Source organism: Pseudofrankia sp. EUN1h (genome assembly GCF_001854645.1).
GTDB classification, from domain to species: domain Bacteria; phylum Actinomycetota; class Actinomycetes; order Frankiales; family Frankiaceae; genus Pseudofrankia; species Pseudofrankia saprophytica.
Genome location: NZ_MBLN01000025.1, coordinates 205,527 through 224,957, shown reverse-complemented (window position 1 = coordinate 224,957; position 19,431 = coordinate 205,527). Strand labels below are relative to the sequence as shown.

General features: G+C 74.8%; 16 protein-coding genes. 5 read left to right on the top strand and 11 right to left on the bottom strand.

Translation table 11 applies throughout. The features are described from left to right. Positions 1-51 precede the first annotated feature (51 nt). Complete coding sequence (locus BCD49_RS07280) at positions 52-756, top strand: RibD family protein (protein WP_007516627.1); 705 nt, start codon at positions 52-54, stop codon at positions 754-756. Positions 757-760: 4 nt separating this feature from the next. Here the strand turns inward: BCD49_RS07280 and BCD49_RS07275 are convergent, their stop codons facing one another. The 7 genes from BCD49_RS07275 to BCD49_RS07245 form a co-directional block, all read right to left on the bottom strand. Then, on the bottom strand, positions 761-3,391 hold the full coding sequence (locus BCD49_RS07275) for a helicase C-terminal domain-containing protein (protein WP_241832274.1): 2,631 nt from the start codon (positions 3,389-3,391) through the stop codon (positions 761-763). 64 nt (positions 3,392-3,455) lie between these two features. Continuing rightward, a complete protein-coding gene (locus BCD49_RS42035) occupies positions 3,456-4,754 on the bottom strand; it encodes a hypothetical protein (protein ID WP_007516621.1) in 1,299 nt (432 codons plus the stop codon). Between the two features lie 192 nt (positions 4,755-4,946). Continuing rightward, positions 4,947-5,381 carry a DUF3180 domain-containing protein gene (locus BCD49_RS07265; RefSeq protein WP_007516619.1) on the bottom strand — a complete coding sequence of 145 codons (435 nt, stop codon included), beginning with the start codon at positions 5,379-5,381 and terminating at the stop codon, positions 4,947-4,949. Between the two features lie 64 nt (positions 5,382-5,445). After that, positions 5,446-6,021, bottom strand: a complete 576-nt coding sequence (gene folK / locus BCD49_RS07260) for a 2-amino-4-hydroxy-6-hydroxymethyldihydropteridine diphosphokinase (protein WP_007516617.1) — start codon at positions 6,019-6,021, stop codon at positions 5,446-5,448. Further along, positions 6,018-6,449 carry a dihydroneopterin aldolase gene (folB, locus tag BCD49_RS07255; RefSeq protein WP_007516615.1) on the bottom strand — a complete coding sequence of 144 codons (432 nt, stop codon included), beginning with the start codon at positions 6,447-6,449 and terminating at the stop codon, positions 6,018-6,020. Before folB ends, folK begins: the two co-directional genes overlap by 4 nt. 107 nt (positions 6,450-6,556) lie before the next feature. Then, positions 6,557-7,450: a dihydropteroate synthase gene (gene folP / locus BCD49_RS07250; protein ID WP_007516614.1), complete on the bottom strand. Its 894-nt coding sequence runs from the start codon at positions 7,448-7,450 to the stop codon at positions 6,557-6,559. Continuing rightward, a complete protein-coding gene (locus BCD49_RS07245; RefSeq protein ID WP_035924426.1) occupies positions 7,447-8,388 on the bottom strand; it encodes a GNAT family N-acetyltransferase in 942 nt (313 codons plus the stop codon). The genes folP and BCD49_RS07245 overlap by 4 nt, the downstream gene beginning before the upstream one ends. Positions 8,389-9,106: 718 nt before the next feature. On the opposite strand from BCD49_RS07245, the gene BCD49_RS40390 reads away from it, so the two are divergent. Together BCD49_RS40390 and BCD49_RS07235 are read left to right on the top strand one after the other, a co-directional pair. Next, positions 9,107-10,702, top strand: coding sequence for a hypothetical protein (locus BCD49_RS40390; protein ID WP_083401322.1), 1,596 nt, complete (start codon positions 9,107-9,109; stop codon positions 10,700-10,702). A gap of 245 nt (positions 10,703-10,947) precedes the next feature. Next, positions 10,948-11,787 carry a phosphotransferase family protein gene (locus tag BCD49_RS07235; protein ID WP_007516610.1) on the top strand — a complete coding sequence of 280 codons (840 nt, stop codon included), beginning with the start codon at positions 10,948-10,950 and terminating at the stop codon, positions 11,785-11,787. Positions 11,788-11,792: 5 nt separating this feature from the next. Here the strand turns inward: BCD49_RS07235 and BCD49_RS07230 are convergent, their stop codons facing one another. Together BCD49_RS07230 and BCD49_RS07225 are read right to left on the bottom strand one after the other, a co-directional pair. Next, positions 11,793-12,635, bottom strand: a complete 843-nt coding sequence (locus BCD49_RS07230; RefSeq protein WP_007516609.1) for an ABC transporter permease — start codon at positions 12,633-12,635, stop codon at positions 11,793-11,795. Further along, a complete protein-coding gene (locus BCD49_RS07225) occupies positions 12,632-13,378 on the bottom strand; it encodes an ABC transporter permease (protein WP_007516607.1) in 747 nt (248 codons plus the stop codon). Before BCD49_RS07225 ends, BCD49_RS07230 begins: the two co-directional genes overlap by 4 nt. Before the next feature lie 188 nt (positions 13,379-13,566). Between BCD49_RS07225 and BCD49_RS45820 the strand changes: the two genes are divergently transcribed. Further along, a complete protein-coding gene (locus BCD49_RS45820; RefSeq protein ID WP_007516606.1) occupies positions 13,567-14,589 on the top strand; it encodes an ABC transporter ATP-binding protein in 1,023 nt (340 codons plus the stop codon). A gap of 82 nt (positions 14,590-14,671) precedes the next feature. On the opposite strand, the gene BCD49_RS07215 is transcribed toward BCD49_RS45820, so the two are convergent. Beyond that, positions 14,672-15,826 (bottom strand): geranylgeranyl reductase family protein, encoded by a 1,155-nt coding sequence (locus BCD49_RS07215; protein ID WP_007516604.1) that lies wholly within the window; start codon positions 15,824-15,826, stop codon positions 14,672-14,674. 177 nt (positions 15,827-16,003) lie between these two features. Then, entirely contained in the window at positions 16,004-17,068 is a 1,065-nt protein-coding gene (locus BCD49_RS07210) for a DUF5926 family protein (protein ID WP_083401321.1), read from the bottom strand. Between the two features lie 325 nt (positions 17,069-17,393). Here BCD49_RS07210 and BCD49_RS07205 point away from each other — a divergent pair, with 325 nt between their 5' ends. After that, on the top strand, positions 17,394-19,031 hold the full coding sequence (locus tag BCD49_RS07205) for a DNA repair helicase XPB (RefSeq protein ID WP_007516601.1): 1,638 nt from the start codon (positions 17,394-17,396) through the stop codon (positions 19,029-19,031). Positions 19,032-19,431 lie beyond the last annotated feature (400 nt).

Genomic DNA, 19,431 nt, shown 5'->3' with positions numbered 1-19,431 from the left:
TCGGCGCGTTCGGTCGGTCGACGGGGCCTGCCGGCCGCGTAGCGTGCGGACATGGGGAACGCGCGGCCGGCTGGCCAGCCGTATGTGCTGTTGAGCTGCGCCGCGTCGATCGACGGGTACATCGACGACGCGAGCGAGCACCGGCTGCGGCTGTCCAACGAGGCCGACTTCGACCGGGTGGACGAGGTGCGGGCCGGGTGTGACGCGATCCTGGTCGGCGCGGGCACCATCCGGGCGGACAACCCGAGGTTGCTCGTCCGCTCCCAGGCTCGCCGTGACACCCGGGTCCGGCGTGGCCAGCCCGCGAACCCACTCAAGGCGACCCTCACCGGCCGCGGCGACCTGGACGCCGAGGCCCTTTTCTTCACGACCGGCGACGCCCCCAAGGTCGTCTACGCGGCGACGTCCGCGCTGGAGAAGACGCGGGACCGCGTCGGCACCGTCGCCGAGACCGTCGACGTCGGCGAGCCGGCCGACCTGGGCAGGATGCTCGCCGATCTGGCGTCCAGGGGCGTCGGACGGCTGATGGTGGAGGGCGGCGGCGCCATCCACAGCCAGTTCCTGGCGGCCGGCCTCGCCGACGAGCTGCAGCTCGCGATCGCGCCGTTCTTCGTCGGCGACCCGCGTGCCCCGCGCTTCGTTCACGACGGCGCCTACCCCTGGAACTCGGCCAACCCGACCCGCCTCGCCGAGGTCGTCAGGATCGACGACGTCGTCCTGCTGCGGTACGCCCTGTCGGACCGCTACCCCGGCTAGCCGACTAGCCCATGGCGTCGGGGAGGGCGAAGGGATCGGGTACGTCGGCGACGGCGGTGACGCGATGCAGGACGAAGCGGCGAGGGGCGCCGTTGTTCTCGTCCCAGGCGGTCAGCCAGCCACCGTCGAGCGCCGTCGGCCGCACGATCCGGTCGCTCGCCGTGCCCTGCTGGTCGACGTAGCCGAGCACCACCCGGCGCCGGTCGCGGACCGCGGCCTGGAGCCTGACGAGGATCATCGGCGCGGTCCGGACCAGGCCGTCCACCTCGCCGCCCCCGGCCCCCCGCGCGCCGGCGCCGCCCGTGCCGACCTGCCGCAGCGCCCGCGCTGTCTCGTCGCCGCGGCGCACGAGCCGCACGGCGTCGCGCAGCTGGCCGCGGCGCACCGCGGCCGGATCGGCCGAGGCGGACCGGGCCCTGGCCGGCGTCCGGTGCGCCTCCGGCCGGCTGACCACGACCCGGCCGTCCGGACCCTCGGCCGCCGGGGCGAAGCCGGCGGCGCGCAACCCGTCCAGCAGGTCGGAGACCTGCATCCGGGAGATCACGACGGTGGGGGCGATCCGGCGCAGCCCGAGCGCCTGGGTGCGTCGGGACGCCAGCACCTCGGAGAGCAGCACCGGGTCGTCGCAACGCAGGTAGGACTCGGCCGGGCCGGAACGCAGCCGGCCGTGCCGGCGCGCGGTGTCGTCGACCAGGTAGGCGAGCGCCTGCGGCACGCCGCTGCGGCTGAGCCGGGTGAGCAGGTCGTGGATCTCGGCCGGTGAGCGGCCGGCGTCGAACGCGCGGCGCAGCGACGCCTCCGAGAACCGGTAGACGGTCGCCGCGCCGGCCGACTCGATGTCGGCCAGCTGGGCCAGCTCCGCCGCGACCTGGGGCACCAGCGGGCCGGGCGCGACGGCGGTCAGGTCGGCCTGGAGCAGCAGCTCCTCGATCGGTTCGGGCAGCAGCGGCGCCAGCGCGTCCGCGAGGGTGTCGACGAGCGACCCCGACGGGCCCGCGCCGCCCGACGCGACCGAGCCGGCCGCGCCGCCGCCCGGTGCCGGCGGTCCCGCGGGAGTGAGCAGCTCGGCCAGCAGGCGGCCGGTCGTGGCCGGCACGCCGCGGCCGGTCAGGCCGAGCAGCTCCGCCTCCCGGATCGTCGCGTCGACCATTCGGTCCAGCAGCTGGCCGCCGCGCCGCGGCGCGCGCCACGCCAGCAAGGCGCGCACCGACTCGGGGGCCGGCGCCACGCCGGCCGGCGCGGCCGCCAGCGCCACCAGCACCTCCAGGCGGGTCGTGACGGCGGCGCCCCGGCGCACGTCGACCGACAGCGCCGAGATCTGCCGGCCGCGTTCGTCCCGTTCCCCCACCAGCGAGGCGACCGCCGCCGACCTGACCCAGCCGTCGACCAGCGCCGCCCACCGGTGCGCCGGCAGGTCGACGCTCCACCGGTCGAAGGCGGTCGTCGGCATGATCCGCACGTCGACGCCGGCGGTGGCGTCGACCAGCCCGGCGGCCGACGCGAGCTCGACGACGAAGGCGGCGTCCGGCTCGGACACATCCAGCAGCCTGGCGACGGCTCGCAGGTCGCGCACGCTGAGCCCGCCAGTGCGCAGCGGGACGACCGGCGCGGTTCCCCACGCGTCCAGCAGGGTCGCGATGTGGCGGACCAACGTGTCGGCGGCCAGCGCCGCCGCCGGGTCGACGGAGGCCGGGTCGACGGCGCGCCCGGTCAGGGTGGGCGGACGTGGGTGCAACGTCCCAGTGGGCGGGTCGCCGCGCAGGGCCAGCCCCACCTCGCGGGGCATCTCCACCTCTTCGGCGTCGACACCCACGAGCAGGCCACGGGCGAGCAGCTCCTCGACGGGGGTGCGCGCGGCGGAGACCGTGAGCAGGCGCCCCGCGTCGGCGGTGGCGCCGCGCGCCGGCCCGTCCGCCAGCCGGTCCAGGATCCGGACGGCGGCCGGCGAGCATTCGGCGGCGAGCTGGCGCACCAGGTCGGCATCGGCGAGCCGGGTGCTGATCGCGGCGACGAGCGGCTCACGGGACTCCGACGACCGGCCCGCGCCGCCGTCCCGGCCGTTGCCCGCGCGGGCCGACGCCGGGGACACGCCGAGGGCGGTGGCGAGCCGGGCGAGCTGCGGGGGGCGATAGGCGGCGAGGCAGTCGCGCGCGGATCGGCCGAGCCCCAGGGGCCGGTCACCAAGCACGTCGCCCGCCGTGGCGACCAGGCGCAGCGCGTCCGCGGGGCCCCAGAGCAGGGCGCGGGCACGAAGCGCCGCGACCGACGGCCCGACGTCGAGGCCGCCGCACTGCTCGGCCAGCCGCTGGACCGAGACCGGAGCGGGCAGCAGCGTGAGGACGGCACCGACCTCCAGGGTGAACGCGTCCAGGGCGTCGAGCGCGCGCAGCACGCTGACCCGGATCTCCAGCCGCGCGGCGAGGATGTCGAAGTCGGGTGGCGGCGGCGTGGCCAGGTCGGGCCGCAGCTCGAACAGCCTGGTCAGCTCGTCGTCGGAGCGAGCGCGCAGCCACGCCGCGAGCGTGGCCGGCTCCTCGTTGCCCTGGCTGTCGCCCTGGCTGACCCCCGATGACACCCTCCGACGGTAGCCCAGCATCTCCGTCGGCCCGTCGGCGCGCGGCGGCGTCGGGCTCATGGGCCGCGCTCGCCGGAACCCCTCGCCGGCCTTCCTCGGCCGTCGCGGGGGTCGCGGGTGCGGGTCAAAATCCCGCCTCGACGATGAAACCGAAGTGGTGGTCCCTGGCCCAGTCGGAGATCCGGTTCTGCAGGCTCGCGTCGCCCGGCAGCGCGAGCTCGCGGCCCAGGGACACGCCGACGGACGCGACGCCGACCATCACCAGCGTCTTCACGGTCCTGGCGATCGGCCGATGCTCGGGCGGTGGGCGTCGGGGCCGGCGGGTCGGCGTGTCCCCCGTGCCGGGCTGCCAACCGGTGGCCTCGTCCGCGCCGGACGACGACGGGTTCGACGCCGCGCGCCTGGGGCGGGCCGCGCCCTCGGGAGCGAGGTCGCCGCGGATCGACAGGTTGAGGTTGGTGGCGCTGACCTCGTCCAGCCCGGTGTCCGGGCTGGACCCGCCGCCGCCTCGGGCGGCTCGCCCACCGCGGTCGGCCCTGCCGTGGCGGCCCGAGCCTCTGGTTCCGCCCGCCGCTCCGGCCCGTCCCGCCCTGCCGGAATCGCCCGTCCCGCTGGCCCGCGCGGTCCCGTCCGACCCGGCTCGGCCGGTCCGTTCGGGACGACCAGCGCCGCCCGCGCGGCCGGCGCGGTCCGCCCCGCCGCCCCGGTCGGCGGGGGTGGCTCCGGTGCGGCTGGCCGCGCTGGTTCGTCCGGTCCCGCCGGTCCCGCCGGTCCGGCCGGACCCGCCGGTCCGGCCGGACCCGCCGGCCCGGCCGGAGTCATCCCGGGTGGACCCGTCCGTTGGGCCGGAGCGGCCGGACCGGTCGCGGCGAGCTTCCCGGTTGGACTGGCGCCGGTGGTCGGACCGGTCCGTGCCTTCGGCGGTGACCCGGATCTCATCGTGCTGGGGCTGGTAGACGCGCCCGCCGCCGGGAAGTGAGATCCGGTTGATGAGCTCGGTGTGGTCCTGCTGGTCCTGGTGGTCGACGGGCGTGGGCCGGGCGTGGCGGGCCGCCCGGCCGTTCCGGGACGGCGCGTAGAGCGGCCGGTCGAACCCGCCGGTGGCTCCGTCGCCGGGCGGGTTGCGGTCGGCGGTGCGACGCTGGCCGTCCGCGGCATCCGGCGCCGCGGGTGAGGACCGCGAACGCGGCGGCTCCTCCCACGGTTCCTCGGGTCGACCGTCGGCATGGTGGCCGACGTCCGGCGGCCCGTGGCCGTTCGGCGGCGCGTGACCATTCGGCTGCGCGTGACCGTTCGGCTGTGGGTGGCCGGCGGCCCAGCCGTCGTAGGCCCAGCCGCCGTCGGACCAGCTCTCGTCGGACCAGCCGTCGCCCGACCAGTCGTCCGAGCGGTCGCCCCGAGCTCCCTCGACCTTGATGACCACGGCGGGAACCTCCCCCGTCCACGCGCACCGCCTGCCCGGGTGACGGCGGCTACCTGAAGCGGCGACCTGGCAGCGGTGGCACGTACGCGCGCGCGGGCCTCGACGGCACGCGGCGAGCAGGGCCGTGTCAGTCACGGTCAGTGCTTAGCGTAAGAGGCCGAGTTCTGGCCCGGACGGGGGGGTGCGCGGTGACTAGCGGCGGACCCGGCAGACGCGTTCGAGGAGGAGGGCCGCGGCGATCAGGCTGACCGCGGAGCCAAGACCCAGGCCGGCGGTGACCAGGTCCGCGCCGGCGGTACCGAACTCGTCGGTCCTGGACGCGGTGTAGCCGAGGAGCGCCGCCCATCCGCCGGCCATGACCGCGGCGGTGAGGGAGCTGGCCTTGGCGAGGGCGGCGAGCCGGGCCACGGTGATCGGCATGATGGGCTTGGTCCCGGGCCGGCCGGCGAGCCTGCGGCGGGTGATGCTCGCGGTCTGCACCTCCAGCAGGGCGACGACGAACACCGACAGCGGTCCGGTGCGTGGCAGCTGCGGCAGCGACCGGTAGGTCCAGACCAGCAGCAGGTAGACCAGCACGCCGGCGACCACGGCGGCGCCGGCGAGGTCGCGTGCCCGCGTCGGCCTCATCCGCGCCGTCCCCGAAGGTGCGCCGCGCCGCCGCGGCGGCCGGCGCGGAAACCATGCGCGCGCCTCATCCGAGCGTGAGGCCCTCGCCGAGATCCACGGCCGTGCGGCGCAGGCCCGCGGTCTCTCCGGCCGCGACGAGACCCGTGACCAGGTCGGCGACCAGGCCGTGGCCGGGGATCGCCGCGTCGGGGGCGACGTCCAGCCAGGGCACGCAGACGAACGCGCGCAGGTGGGCCCGCGGATGCGGCACGAGGATCTCCGGGTCGTCGCTGACCATCGGACCGCAGGCGATCACGTCGACGTCCAGGGTGCGCGGCCCCCAGCGCACGGACCTGACTCGCTCGGCCGCCTGCTCGGCCTCCCGCGCCGCCTCGAGCAGTTCCCGCGCGGACGCCGGCCTGGTGAGCAGCACCGCGTTGAGGTAGTCGTCCTGCGGTGGCCCGCCGACCGGCACGGTCTCGTAGACCGGTGAGACGGCAAGTGCGCCGAGCCGTTTGTCCAGCAGGGCGACCGCGGCACGCAGCGTCGCCTCCCGGTCGCCCAGGTTCGAGCCGAGCGCCAGGACCGCCGGGACCGCGGGGCCGCTGGCCGCGGGTGCGTCGGGCTCTCCGTCCGTCCGGCCCGGCCCGGTGCCGGTCACGCGCGGTCCCGGACGATGGTGACGGCGACGTCGCCGAACGGGATGGGGATGGGCGCCGCCGGCTTGTGGACGGTCACCTCGGCGCGCGCGACCCGAGGGTCGGCGAGGCAGACGTCGGCGAGCCGGGCGGCGAGGGTCTCGAGCAGGTCGACGGGCTCACCGGCGACGACGCGGGCCAGCGCCTCGGCCAGCTCGCCGTAGTGCACGGTGAGCGTCACGTCGTCGGCGGCCGCGGCGGGCGCCGTGTCGAGCCAGAGCGTCACGTCGACGACGAACTCCTGCCCGAGCTCGCGCTCGGCCGCGAGGACGCCGTGCCGGCCCCGTACCCGCAACCCGGTCAGCGCGATCCGGTCGGCGGGCAGCGCCCGCGCGAGCCGTTGCCCGTCAGCCCGTTCCGGGCCCGCCTGATCCACCCGCGCCGTCACCACCGTCGCACCACCATCCCGCCTTCTTCCCCATGCCTACCACGCTTCCGTCCCCGCCGACCGGCTAGGCAGGCCCGGCAGCGGGCCCCGGTACGGCCGGCGCCCAGTGGTCATGCGCCGGGCGAACCGGCGCGCTCCGCCGCCCGCCAGGCGCCGACGACCCGGACCGCGTCCACCGCCGGCCGGACGCTGTGCACCCGCACGCCCCACACGCCCTGGTAGGCCAGCAGCGCGGTGGTCGCCTGGGTGGCGTCCTCGCGTTGCTCCACCGGGCGCGCCGCGCCGTCGGGCGTCGCGAGCACGGCACCGAGAAAGGACTTGCGCGACGTGCCGACCAGCAGCGGCCGGCCCAGCGCCGTGACCGCGTCGAGGTGGGCCAGCAACGCCCAGTTGTGCTCGAATCGCTTGGCGAACCCGATGCCCGGGTCGATGATCACCCGTTCCCGGCGTACGCCCGCGTCGAGCACGGTCGCGAGGCGTTCGGCCAGCTCGGCGGCCACGTCGGCGACCACGTCGCCGTAGTGCGCCCGCTTGGCCATGTCGACGCTCGCCCCTCGGGCGTGCATGAGCACGTAGTACGCCTCGCGTTCGGCGACGAGCGCGAGCAGGTCGGGCTCGGCGGCGGCGGACACGTCGTTGACGAGCACCGCGCCGGCGGCCAGCGCCGCCTCGGCGACGGCCGCCCTGGTGGTGTCGACGCTCACCGCGGCGCCGGCGGCGGCCAGCGCGGCGATCACCGGCAGCACCCGGCGGCACTCCTCGGCGGTGTCGACGCGGGCCGCGCCCGGGCGGGTCGACTCCCCGCCCACGTCGACCAGGTCGGCGCCGTCCGCGACCATCCGCAGCCCGGCGCGCACCGCCTCGGTCGGGTCGGCGTAGGTGCCGCCGTCGGAGAACGAGTCGGGCGTGACGTTCACGACGCCCATCACCCGGGTCGGCCCCGGTGCGAGCAGTCGTGCCATCGGGTCCTCGGTGGTGGTCGCGTCGCGCTTCGCGCCGGTCACGTGGACGTCGCCTGCGCGGGCGTCGCCGGCGCGGCCGGGCGCCGACGGTAGGTGTAGCGGTAGACCGGGAGGAAGCCGAGGGCGGCGTAGAGCCGGCGCGCCGCGACGCTGTGCTCCTCCACCTGCAGGTAGGCGCGCCGCGCGCCGAGCCCCGCCGACCACCGCGCGAGCGCCGCGAGCACCGCGGTGGCCGCGCCCCGGCCGCGCGCGGCCGGCAGCGTCGCCATGCTGTAGACGCCGAGCCACTCTCCGTCGAGGACGCCTCGGCCCACCCCGACCGGTCTGCCGTCGAGCGTCGCCGTGACGTAGACGACGGGCAGCGCGACCTTGGACAGGATCGCGACGCTGGCGGACCGGTAAGGGCCGAACATCGACATCCCGCCCGCGGCGCCGACGTCCAGCCAGGTCTGGTCTGGCGCGTCATCCTGCCGGGTCCGGACTGCCGTGCCCTGGGTGATGCCCGCGGCGCTCGTGACGAGGGCGGCCAGGTCCGCGACGCACACGTCGGTCGGGCCGCTGTCGCCGTCGTAGCCGGCCGCGTCCAGCGCGAGGCCGAGTCCGACGGGGCGCGACACGGGCGTGAGCTGGAAGGTCGACGGGCGGCCGGCGCGCGCGTAGAACCGCTCGGCCTCGCCGATGGCCATCGCGACGTCGGCGACCTCGCCGCACGTCCAGACCGAGTTGCCGCGGCGGGTGGCGCCGGCGGAGTCCCGCAGCACCCAGCCGTCGAGCGGCTGCGCACGCAGCGCCGGCCAGCCGCGGAAGGCCAGCGCCTCCAACTGGGCGGCCAGCGCCGCCCGGTCCGCGAACCCGGTGGCGCGGGCGAGCGCCGGCTCGGCCGCCGGCTCCGCGAGATCCGCGAACTGGCGGGGCGCGATCAGTGGGTCCGCGGCTCGAGGCTCCTGGCCGGAGCTCACCGCGCCCCCACGAGCAGACATGCTCCCGAGGCTACCGAGACCATTCGGTCAGACGGCGCTCGTCAGCCGCCAGGCGGCCGCCGCAGACGTGATGCCGGCCACCCAGCTCAGCTGGCGGCCGGGGCAGGCCGGCGGCGACCCGTTCGGCGATCAGTTCACTGAGGTAGCCGGCGCGGGCGACAGCGGCGGGAGTGGGCGGCCGAGATGCCCGCCGCCCGCTCGGCGCACCCAAACGGCTAGGGCCGCCCTACAACCACCGCTGAGAGACCGATCCAATGACTTTCGGTAATCAGGGATCGGTGAGGGACGTCAACGGGTCGCTAACGGGATCCCCTTGAGCACAAGGGGCGTTGTGTGGTCCCAAGTCGGGACCATACCGGACAAGTCTGGCGTCGACAGGTCGGAAGGCTGGCTGCGGGGCGCCCGTACGATCTCCGCGAAGAGGGTGCTGCGACGGCGACCCCCGAGAGTGTCCCTGACTGTCCGTAGGCAAGGGCGCGCGTCGGTAGGGCGATGAGGCCCGCGCCGCTCGACCCGGCCTGGATGCCACCGCGGGGCGGTCGGGCTGATCGGGCCACGCCGGGAGTGGTCCGACCGTGGGCCCTCTCGGGAACAAGGGTGCGCGACGGAAAGAGAGATCTAGTCTTTCCGCCAGGGTCGAAGGTCCCAAAATTAGCCCAATCTTAGTCCATGCGTCCGGTCTGACCGGCGATTCGGCCATTCACAGGAGGGACACCCGATGCCGCAAGCCACGGGTGGACTGCCCCAGGACCCGGGGAACGACGACGCCGACGCGGCCACGCCGCCGGCGCCGGGTGACACCGGTGCCGGCGGCGACGTACGCGACGGGCACGACGATCGCGCCGGGTACGACGGGTACGGCACGCGCGACCGGCACGACGGTGCCATCGTGCCCGCTGCGGCCGCCGGATCCGGCCTCGGCGGCGCGGACCGCCGTCCCGCGCCAGCGGGTCCCGTCGGGCAGAGCCTCATCCCGGTCGCCCGGCGGTCGCCCGACGACCATCCGCAGGACTACCCAGGCCTGATAGGTGGCCCGCGATCCCAGCCGGCCGAGAGCGCGCCGTGGCCGGCGCCGTCGGCCAGCACCGCGGCCGACGCCCACCCGGAGACGGTGCGGGAGGAGACCACACCTCGGACCACGCCKGGCGCCGTCGCGACGCCCCGTGACGAGGACGATGCGGACAAGGGAGCCTCCGACCGCCGTCAGTTCCATCGGTTGGCCGCCGGCGCGGTCATGGGCGCCTTGCTTCTCGAAGGCCAGATCCTGGAGGTGTCCGGCATGCTTGCCGCCAGCCCCGTCCAACTGGCGCTCGAACKGGCCGAGCACCTGCTAGGCCAGGCTCTTGGCGCGCATGAGGTGATCCCGCCGACCCACGTCCTCGCTCAGACCGCGCGGCTGCACCGCGGCCTGGAGCGGCTGGCCCGGCGCCGGATGGCCGACGGCCAGTGGAAGCGGCTGCGGGTGCTGGCGGGCCGGGTCGCGGTGCTGCGCGCGGACGCCGCCTTCAAGCAGGGCAACGTCACCGCTGCCCGAGTGCTCACCACCCAGGGATACGCCGCCGGGCTCGCCGCCGGAGACGGGCAGCTGTGCGGTTCGGCCCGCGAGGTCGGTGCGGTCGCCGAGTTCTACGACGGCCGGCCGGACGAGGCCCTGCGGCTGGCGAGGGATGGGCAGCGCCACGTCGCCGGCGGGCCCGTGCGAGCCCGGCTGGTCTGCCAGGAGGCGAGGGCGCTCGCGGGCCTCGGTGACGTCCAGGGCGCCGCCCGCGCGCTGGACCACGCCTACGACCTCGCCGACGAGATCCCGCCGGACCGGTGGGGACGGCCCGGCCCGAGCTTCGACGAGTTCAACCCGGTGGAGGTCGCGTACAACGCCACGACGGCGCTGTGCCTGCTCGGGCGGCCGCGAGCCGCCGAGGAGCACGCCGAGCTGGCGATGCCGAAGCTGGACGGGATGGACGCCCCGGGCTTCCGCTCGGTGATCCGCCTCGACCTGTCGCTCGCGCTGGCCAGGGCGGGGCGCCTCGAGCTCGAGCGGGCGTGCTCGCTGGCGAGCGAGGCGATCCAGATCTCCTGGGGCCGCACCGTCGCCTCGGTGTCCGGCCGCGCCGACCAGGTGCTGGCGGCGACCCGCGCGCACAGCGAGGTGCCGGAGGTGCGGGACCTGGCGGCCCTGGTCCGCGAGTGGCAGCGCTCGGCGTCCGAGCAGGGGCCGCGCGACGGCCTGCCAGGCGTGGCCACGGCGGCCGCCCTGGCCTCGGTGGCCGATGGGCCAGGCACACCAGGCCGGACACTCCCGGACGTGAACGGCTGACGGGCGGGTCACGGGGGGGAACGCGGGACGGTGGACCGGGACCGGGCGACGAGCGAGGCGACCAGCCCGCTCCCGATCGGGAACCGGACTTACCGGGGACAGGCTTACCGGCGCCAGAGTTACCAAGGACAGATTCACCAGGGACGGCGTCACCAGAGACAGAGCTACCAAGGACAGAGTCACCGGGCGCCGGCGGGCGGTTCACCGCCGAGGCCTCCCACCAGGCTCTTCTCGCGATCTGCGCCATGACCGGCCTGGACGCGACCGGCGCGGTCGCGCTCAAACTCACCGTCAACTCCGTCTACCGGTTGCCGCGGGCCGGCGCCGTGGTGCGCATCGCCACCTCGGCCGCGATGACCCATCGGATACCGAAGGTGATCCAGGTCGCCCGGTGGTTGGAGGACGAGGGCGTGCCCGCGGTCCGGCTGCTGCCGGGCGTGCCCGCGCCGGTGGCCGCGGCCGGTGCGCTGGCGACGGCCTGGGTCGACGCGGGACCGGGCACCCCGCCAGCGCCCACGGCCGGCGAACTCGGCGGCGCGCTTCGCCGCCTGCACGCCCTGGCGCCGCCGATGCCGGCGCTGCCGCGCTGGGACCCGTTCGACGACGTCCGGCGGCGGATGTCCGACGCGGAGGCGCTGCCGGCCGCCGACCGGGAGTTCCTCGACGAGCTGGCCGGCAGGGTCGCGGCCGGCCTGCGAACCGTGCGCTACCAGCTGCCGACCACGGTGATCCACGGTGACGCCCATCTCGGCAACCTCGTCAGGCGGCCGGATGGGCAGGTGGTGCTCTGTGACTTCGACTCGGTGAGCATCGGCCCGGCCGAGTGGGACCTCGTCCCGGTGGCCGTCGGTACGGCGCGGTTCGGCTACCCGTCCAGCTGGCACGCCCAGCTCGCCGCCGCCTACGGCGCCGACGTCACCCGGTGGGACGGCTGGCCGGTGCTGCGGGCCGTCCGCGAGCTGAAACTGGTCACCAGCGTGCTGCCGATCCTCGCCAGCAACCCGACCGCCGCGGCGCAGTTCCGCGTCCGCCTCAACAGCCTGCGTACCGGCGACGAGACCGTTCGCTGGCGTCCTTACAGCTGATCCGCTTACAGCTGATCCGAGTGCTCCACCTGATCCGACCGCCCCGCCGCCCGTCCCGCCGGTCTCGCCGATCCCGCCGGCCCGACGGCGGGGCTGGCGGGGCCGGCGGCCAAGCTCATGACCGGACCGGTGGGGGAGCCGGACGACCGGACGCGTCCGCGTCCGCGCTGGCCGGCTCCTCGGCGGGTGGTGGCCCCGGTTGGGCTGATCAGCCGGGTGAGACCGAGCAGCAGTCCGTCGACGGCGAGGGCGAGCACGGCGACGAGGACGGCGCCTCCAAGCACCTTCGGCTGGTCATGCTGGGCGAGGCCGTCGACGACGAACCGGCCCAGCCCGCCGCCGCCGATGAGCGCGGCGATCGTCGCCGTCGCCACCACCTGCACCGCCGCCAGCCGGACACCCAGCATGATCAGGGGCAGTGCGAGCGGCAGCTCGACGCGGGTGAGTACCTGCCAGCCGGACATGCCCATGCCGCGGGCGGCCTCCCGCGCGCCGGCGTCCACCTCGCGCACGCCGACGTAGCTGTTCGCCACCAGCGGGGCGATGGCGAACAGGACCAGTGCGACGATCGTCGTCCGGTCGCCGATGCCGAGCGGGCCGATGGCCAGCAGTACCAGCACGGCGAACGTCGGCACGGCGCGCAGCGCGCCCGAGATGTTGACCGCGAGCGCCCCGCCCCGCCCACGGTGGCCCAGCCAGATCCCGGCGGGCAACGCGAGGGCCGCGGCGATCCCGACGGACGCCCCGGTGAGTGTCAGGTGCTCGCCGAGGCGCGCCGGGATCCCGCCGCCGCCGGACCAGTTCGCGCCGTCGGTCAGCCAGCGGGTGGCGTCGGCGACCGTGCTCACGAAGCCACCTCGGCTGAGGCCGCGGCGGTCCTGGGGCTGGCGGCCGGACCGGCCGGCCGACGGGGCCTGCGCCTGCGCCACCGCCACGGGGTGACGAGTCGTTCCAGGCCGGCGAGCAGCAGGTCCGTGATCACGGCGAGTGCCAGGCACAGCACCGAGGCGGTGAACACCTCGGCCTTGAACGTGCTGCCCAGCCCGTCGTAGATCAGGTTGCCGAGGCCGCCGTGGCCGATCGTCGCGCCGACCGTCACCAGCGCGATGGTCGAGACGGTCGCGACCCGCAGCGCGGTGACGATCGCCGGCAGCGCCAACGGCAGCTCGACCGTGAGCAGCATCCGGATCGGGCCGTAGCCCATTCCGCGCGCGGATTCCAGGACGTCCGGTGGCACACCGTCAAGTCCCGCGATGAAGCCGCGAAAGAGGATGACGAGCGTGTAGACCACCAGGCCGGTGCGTACCGTCGTCGTGGACAGCCCGGACAGCGGCAGCAACAGCGCGAAGAAGGCCAGCGAGGGGATCGTGTACAGGATGCTGGTGGCACCGCCGATCAGGCCGACCGCGGGCCGCCAGCGGCGCGCGACGAGCACGAGCGGTATCGCCACCGCCACGCCGAGCGCGACCGAGGTGACCGTGAGGTCGATGTGCTCGCGCAGCGCCGCGAGGATCTCGTCGGACCGGGTGCTCAGATACCGGCCGCAGATCCACTCGTTGCGCGTGAGGCAGCTCCCACCCGCCGAGGCCATACCCGCACGCTATCCGACCGACGAGGTGCCAATACCCACTATCCTGCCCGGAATGAGCGGAACGTCGACGTCGCCCCCGCCGGTTCTCCCGACCCGCGTCGAGCCGGCGGCGCGGATTCCGTCGTCGATTCCGTCAATCCCGTCGATCTCGTGGACCTCGTCGATCTCGTCGGCCGAGGGCGGCCCTCATGCCGGCTAGCGAGTCGATGATCGTCCTGGAGGGGGTCGAGAAGACCTACCCGGACGGGACGGTCGCGGTCGCCGATCTGTCCTTCGAGATCGGCGACGGCGAGCTGGTCTGCCTGGTCGGGCCGTCCGGGTGCGGCAAGACCACGACCATGAAGATGATCAATCGGCTGGTGGAGCCGACCGCCGGGCGGATCCTGCTCGCCGGCGAGGATGTGCGTTCGCTCGACCCGGTGAAGCTGCGTCGCCGGCTCGGCTACGTGATCCAGCAGGTGGGCCTGTTCCCRCACCTGACGGTGCGGGCGAACGTGGGCTGCGTGCCCCGGCTGCTGCGCTGGAACCGGGCCAGGACCCGGGCGCGGGCCGACGAGCTGCTGGAACTGGTCGGGCTCGACCCGGCGGTCGTCGGCGACCGGTACCCGCACGAGCTGTCCGGCGGGCAGCAGCAGCGGGTGGGGGTCGCCAGGGCGCTCGCCGCCGACCCGCCGGTGCTGCTGATGGACGAGCCGTTCTCGGCCATCGACCCGATCGCCCGCGCGCGCCTCCAGGACGAGTTCGCCCGGCTGCGCCGGGAGATCAGCAAGACGATCGTCTTCGTCACGCACGACATCGACGAGGCGATCCGGCTCGCCGACCGGGTCGCGGTCTTCCGCGCGGGCCCCGACGGGGGTCGCCTGGAGCAGATCGACACCCCCGCTCGCATCCTGGCCCACCCGGCGACCCCGTTCGTCGCCGACTTCACCGGCGCCGAACGAACCCTGCGCCGACTGGACGTCCTCCCGCTGCGCCGCGACGCCCTCGAACCGGCCGCGGCCGCCGACGGCTCGCCTGACGGCAGCGCGACGCCCTCGATCGTCATCGGTTCCATGCTCTCGGAGGCGCTGACCGCGCTGCTCGCCCGGGACGACGCCCGGCTGCCCGTCTACGAGGCCGGCAACGGCAACGGTGACGGCCCCAGCGACTTCGCCGGCTATCTGACCCCGGCCTCGCTGCACGCCGCGCTGCGCTCGGCCGAGGATGGCTGACCGCCCCAACCCGGCCTGATGGCCCGGCGCGGCGCGCGTCGGGCGGCGCCTGACCTCCGGTCCACCGCGACAGGCCACTGGTCTAACGAGACAAGGCCGCGACGGTGGCCGTGACGGCGGGGCGGCGCAGCTGGCGGGCGATCGTCGAGCGGCCGTCGATGATCCGGGTGAACAGGCCGAACGCGCCGGGGCCGGCCGACATCATCGTGTGCATCAGCTCGGGACGGCGGCTGTACAGCCCGAGCAGCACCCGGCCCGCGGCGAGCTCGGAGCCGAACACGGCCTCGATCCGCGCCGGGTAGGCGTCCAGCGCGGCGGGGTCGCCGCCCGCGGCCGCGGCCGCGGCCTCGCCCGCGAGCCGGCCGGAGCGCAGCGCGAACGAGATGCCCTCCCGCGTCCATGGGTCGAGCAGGCCGGCGGCGTCCCCGGCGACCAGCACCCGGCCGCGGCGCACCGGTGAGTCGTCGGCGCGCACCCGGGTGAGGTGCCCGGAGTCATGCTGACGGGGCAGGTCGGCGATGCCCAGCCAGGCGACGAACTTCTCGTAGTAGGCGCGCAGCGCCGGGCCCTCGTCGCGCGACCCGATCACGCCGACCGTCAGGACGTCGCCTTTCGGGAACACCCAGCCATACGAGCCGCGCACGGGGCCCCAGTCCAGGAGCATCCGCCGCTCCCACTGGGCGGCGAGGTACGACGGCACCCGGAACTCGCCTTCCAGGCCGAGGTCCACCTGGTCACACCGCACCCCGACGTAGCCGGCCGCCCGCGAGGACGTCCCGTCCGCGCCGACGACGACCGAGGCGACCAGGTCGGGCCCGCCGCGCACCGCCACCGCCACCCCGTCCGCGCCGGCGTCGCGCACCTCGGTGACGGTCGTCGCGGTTCGAACCTCGGCACCGGCGGCCTTGGCCGCGTCCACCAGGGCGGCGTCGAGCTCGGGGCGCATCACCATCGCGAGGATCGACTGGCCGTCGCGCCGGCGCCGGGTGACCTTCAGCCGGCCGTCGAGCGTCATGGTGAGCGCGTCGACCTGGGCCCGGGCGAGCTCGGCCCAGTCGAGCCCGGCGGCGGCGATCTGGTCGCGCGACATCCCCACCAGCCCGCCGCCGCAGGTCTTGTATCGCGGCAGCACGGCCCGTTCGAGCAGGCAGACCCGGGCTCCCGCCGTGGCGGCGACCCGCGCGGCCGCGGCCCCGGCCGGCCCCGCCCCGATCACGACGACGTCGAAGTCCGCCATCAGGCACGGTCCGGCATCAGGAGTGGCCTCGTCTCGGTCGCGGCGGCGGGCTGCCTCGTCTCGCCTTCGTCTGCGGTCCCGCCGCCATCATGCCCGCGCCCACCCGACCAGGTTCTGGCCAGGCCCGGGTCTGGCCAGAACCTGAACCGGGCCAGATACCAGCCAGGTCAGGGCGTGTTAACGCAGCGTCAGGGTGCGGCCCACGACGCCGGCGCGGATGCGACGCTCCTCACTCGTCAGCGGGCGGCGGTCGGCCAGCACGTCGTCGAGCGCGGAGCGCAGGGCCGCCGCCGGCTCCTCGCAGCTGTCCGCGTCGGCGTCCGGCGCGAGGTCCCAGACCGGGACGACGAGCCCGTCGGCTCGGAACGAGCCGACGAAACGCGACCCCTCGCCGACGGTCAACGCGCCGGCGGCGGCGAGCCGGGCGAGCGCGTCGAGCAGCTGCTCCTCGGCTCCCGCTCCGGCGTGGCCGGCTGCGCCGTCCTCCTCGGCAGGGAACGGCAGCACCCAGCGCAGGTGGACCTTGTCACCGGGATGGGTCCAGTAGGCGGCTTCGACGGAGCTCAGCCGGGCGGTGGGCACGACCGTGGCGTTCGCCCGTTCGAGGCTGGACTGCACCTCGGCGGACAGGCCGGGAGAGTCGTCCTCGGCCGGCGGCAGCCACCAGCCGAAGCCGGGGTGCACGGTGATCTCCAGCCGGGCCGGGTCCAGCAGGTCGACGAGGCGGGGGAGGCCGGCGAGCCCCTGCGGCAGGCGCTCCACCGTGCCCAGCGCGGAGACCGGACCGTCGGCGACGACCGTGCCGGGCTCCGCGGCGAGCGCCGCCAGCAGCGCGCCAGCGATGTCCGCCGACGCGTCGAGCCCGGGTGTCAGGGTCTGGGTGGCCAGCAGGATCTCACCGGTGTCCCGGACCAGCGCGGGCGCCGCCTGCGGCAGCATCGTGCCGATGGTGATCTTGCGGTCGGCGTGCTCGGGGTGCTTGGCGAGATGGTCGGGGTGCAGCGCCAGCGGCGCGGTGGCGCTGGGTACCAGCTCCCGCAGCGCTACCAGGTCCGGCTCGTCGGCACGGCCGGCGAACGGCCGCAGCACCGGCGCGGGGCGCGTCCTGGCGCCGTGGCAGGCCTTGTAACGGCGGCCCGAGCCGCAGGGGCACGGCTGGCGCGGTCCCACCTCGGGCACGCTGCCGACGGCGCCGCTCGCCGCGGCGGAGGTATGAGGCGGTGGGGCGGTTCGGCGAGCGATGGCGGGCTCCCGATGTCAAGGACGCAGCCGTTCGGCTGGCGTCCACTGGTCTGGATTGGACTGGATCGGTCTGGATCTCGGCCTCCGGCCGCGGGTGGCTTCGCCACGATCGCGCGGTCTTCGGTCGAACGTCGTAAGGCTAGGGCATGACCGCCGCTCTACCGCGGACTCGGGCGCTCCTCGGTGCGTGGTCAACCTCTTGCCCGTCACCGCTACGGTTGGTGGCCGTGCGGTGTCCTTTTCGAGGGCAGGTACCGTCGAGTCATGCTCTTCAGGCCATCCCGGTACGAGGGGTCCCCGGGATCCCTGCTGGATCGGCGAACCCGTGGCTGACGGGCCGCTCATCGTCCAGTCGGACAAGACGCTGCTGCTGGAGGTCGACCACCCGCGCGCGAACGAGGCGCGGGCGGGAATCGCGCCGTTCGCCGAGCTGGAGCGCTCTCCCGAGCACGTCCACACCTACCGGATCACGCCGCTCGCGCTGTGGAACGCCCGCGCCGCCGGCCACGACGCCGAGCAGGTCGTCGACGCGCTGGTCACCTACTCCCGGTACGCCGTGCCGCACGCGCTGCTCGTCGACGTGGCCGACACGATGGACCGCTACGGCCGGCTGCGCCTGGAGAACGACCCGGTGCACGGACTGGTGCTGCGGGCCATCGACCGGGCGGTGCTGGTCGAGGTCACCCGGGCGAAGCGGATCGCGCCGATGCTCGGCGCGAAGGTCGACGACGACACGGTCATCGTCCATCCGTCCGAGCGGGGCCGGCTGAAGCAGGCGCTGCTCAAGCTCGGCTGGCCGGCCGACGACCTGGCTGGCTATGTCGACGGCGAGGCCCACGCGATCGAGCTGCACGAGGAAGGCTGGCAGCTGCGTGACTACCAGAAGGGCGCCGTCGCCGGCTTCTGGGAGGGCGGCTCGGGCGTGATCGTGCTGCCCAGCGGCGCAGGCAAGACGATCGTCGGCGCCGCGGCGATGGCCAGGGCGAGCAGCACCACCCTGATCCTCGTCACCAACACGGTCGCCGGCCGGCAATGGCGTAGCGAGCTGCTGAAGCGAACGTCGCTGACCGAGGACGAGATCGGTGAGTACTCCGGGGAGCGCAAGGAGGTCCGGCCGGTCACGATCGCCACCTACCAGGTCATGACCGCCCGCCGCGGCGGCGAGTACCTGCACCTCGACCTGTTCGGCGCCCGAGACTGGGGCCTCATCGTCTACGACGAGGTTCACCTGCTGCCCGCCCCGGTGTTTCGGATGACCGCCGACATCCAGTCGCGGCGCCGGCTCGGACTGACCGCGACGCTCGTGCGCGAGGACGGCCGCGAGGGTGACGTGTTCTCCCTGATCGGCCCGAAGCGGTACGACGCGCCCTGGCGTGAGATCGAGGCGCAGGGCTGGATCGCGCCGGCCGAATGCACCGAGGTCCGGGTGACTCTCACCGAGGACGAGCGGATGTCCTACGCCGTCGCCGAACCCGACGAGCGTTACAAGATGTGCGCGACCGCGCTGTCCAAGCACGGCGTCGTCGAACGGCTCGTCCGAAAGCACTCCGACGACCGGGTACTCGTCATCGGCGCCTACCTGGACCAGCTGGAGATGCTCGGGCGCAACCTCGACGCGCCTGTGATCCAGGGCAGCACCCGTAACAAGGAACGGGAACGACTGTTCGAGGCGTTCCGGACCGGGGAGATCACCACACTGGTCGTCTCCAAGGTCGCGAACGTCTCGATCGACCTGCCGGAGGCAGGTGTCGCCATTCAGGTCAGCGGCACGTTCGGCTCCCGCCAGGAGGAGGCGCAGCGCCTCGGCCGCGTGCTACGCCCCAAGGCCGACGGCCGTTCGGCGCATTTCTACACGGTCGTCTCCCGCGACACCCTCGACCAGGAGTACGCCGCCCACCGCCAGCGCTTCCTCGCCGAGCAGGGCTACGCCTACACCATCGTCGACGCGGCGGACATCGCCTGACCACCTCGTCGCGACCACCGGCCTGACCGGCAGTTGCGCTGCCCGCGTGGGCCCAGCCCGGCGTGCCGTTCCTGCCCGTTCTTGCTCGGCCGGTCCCGGACGGCGGCAAGACCATGAAATCCCGGTCGGCTGGCTAATTCGCCTCGTTGGCGTTGGCGCGACCCGCTGCTGGCCTACCGGGACGCCCCCACCAGCCAGTCGAGTTGGTGCGACGTTTGTCGCTGATAGCCGGCCAATCGCGTAGGCAGTGTTCCCTCAGTGTCGACTGACGACCTGGCCGAGGCTTGATCGATCTTTTGGGTACTCGCTCGGAGTCTGTCCGCAAGATGCTGGGTCGCACGAGTGACCAGATAAGTGACATCCGGTAGTGTTCGACCGCAATGGGCGTAGTAACGGGGGT

Coding starts and splice junctions, on each gene's coding strand:
- BCD49_RS07215 (WP_007516604.1), bottom strand. CDS start 15,826: ATGGCGGACTTCGACGTCGTCGTGATCGGGGCGGGGCCGGCCGGGGCC.
- BCD49_RS07280 (WP_007516627.1), top strand. CDS start 52: ATGGGGAACGCGCGGCCGGCTGGCCAGCCGTATGTGCTGTTGAGCTGC.
- BCD49_RS07245 (WP_035924426.1), bottom strand. CDS start 8,388: ATGTCTGCTCGTGGGGGCGCGGTGAGCTCCGGCCAGGAGCCTCGAGCC.
- BCD49_RS07275 (WP_241832274.1), bottom strand. CDS start 3,391: ATGAGCCCGACGCCGCCGCGCGCCGACGGGCCGACGGAGATGCTGGGC.
- BCD49_RS07225 (WP_007516607.1), bottom strand. CDS start 13,378: ATGGCCTCGGCGGGTGGGAGCTGCCTCACGCGCAACGAGTGGATCTGC.
- BCD49_RS07265 (WP_007516619.1), bottom strand. CDS start 5,381: ATGAGGCCGACGCGGGCACGCGACCTCGCCGGCGCCGCCGTGGTCGCC.
- BCD49_RS07235 (WP_007516610.1), top strand. CDS start 10,948: ATGACCGGCCTGGACGCGACCGGCGCGGTCGCGCTCAAACTCACCGTC.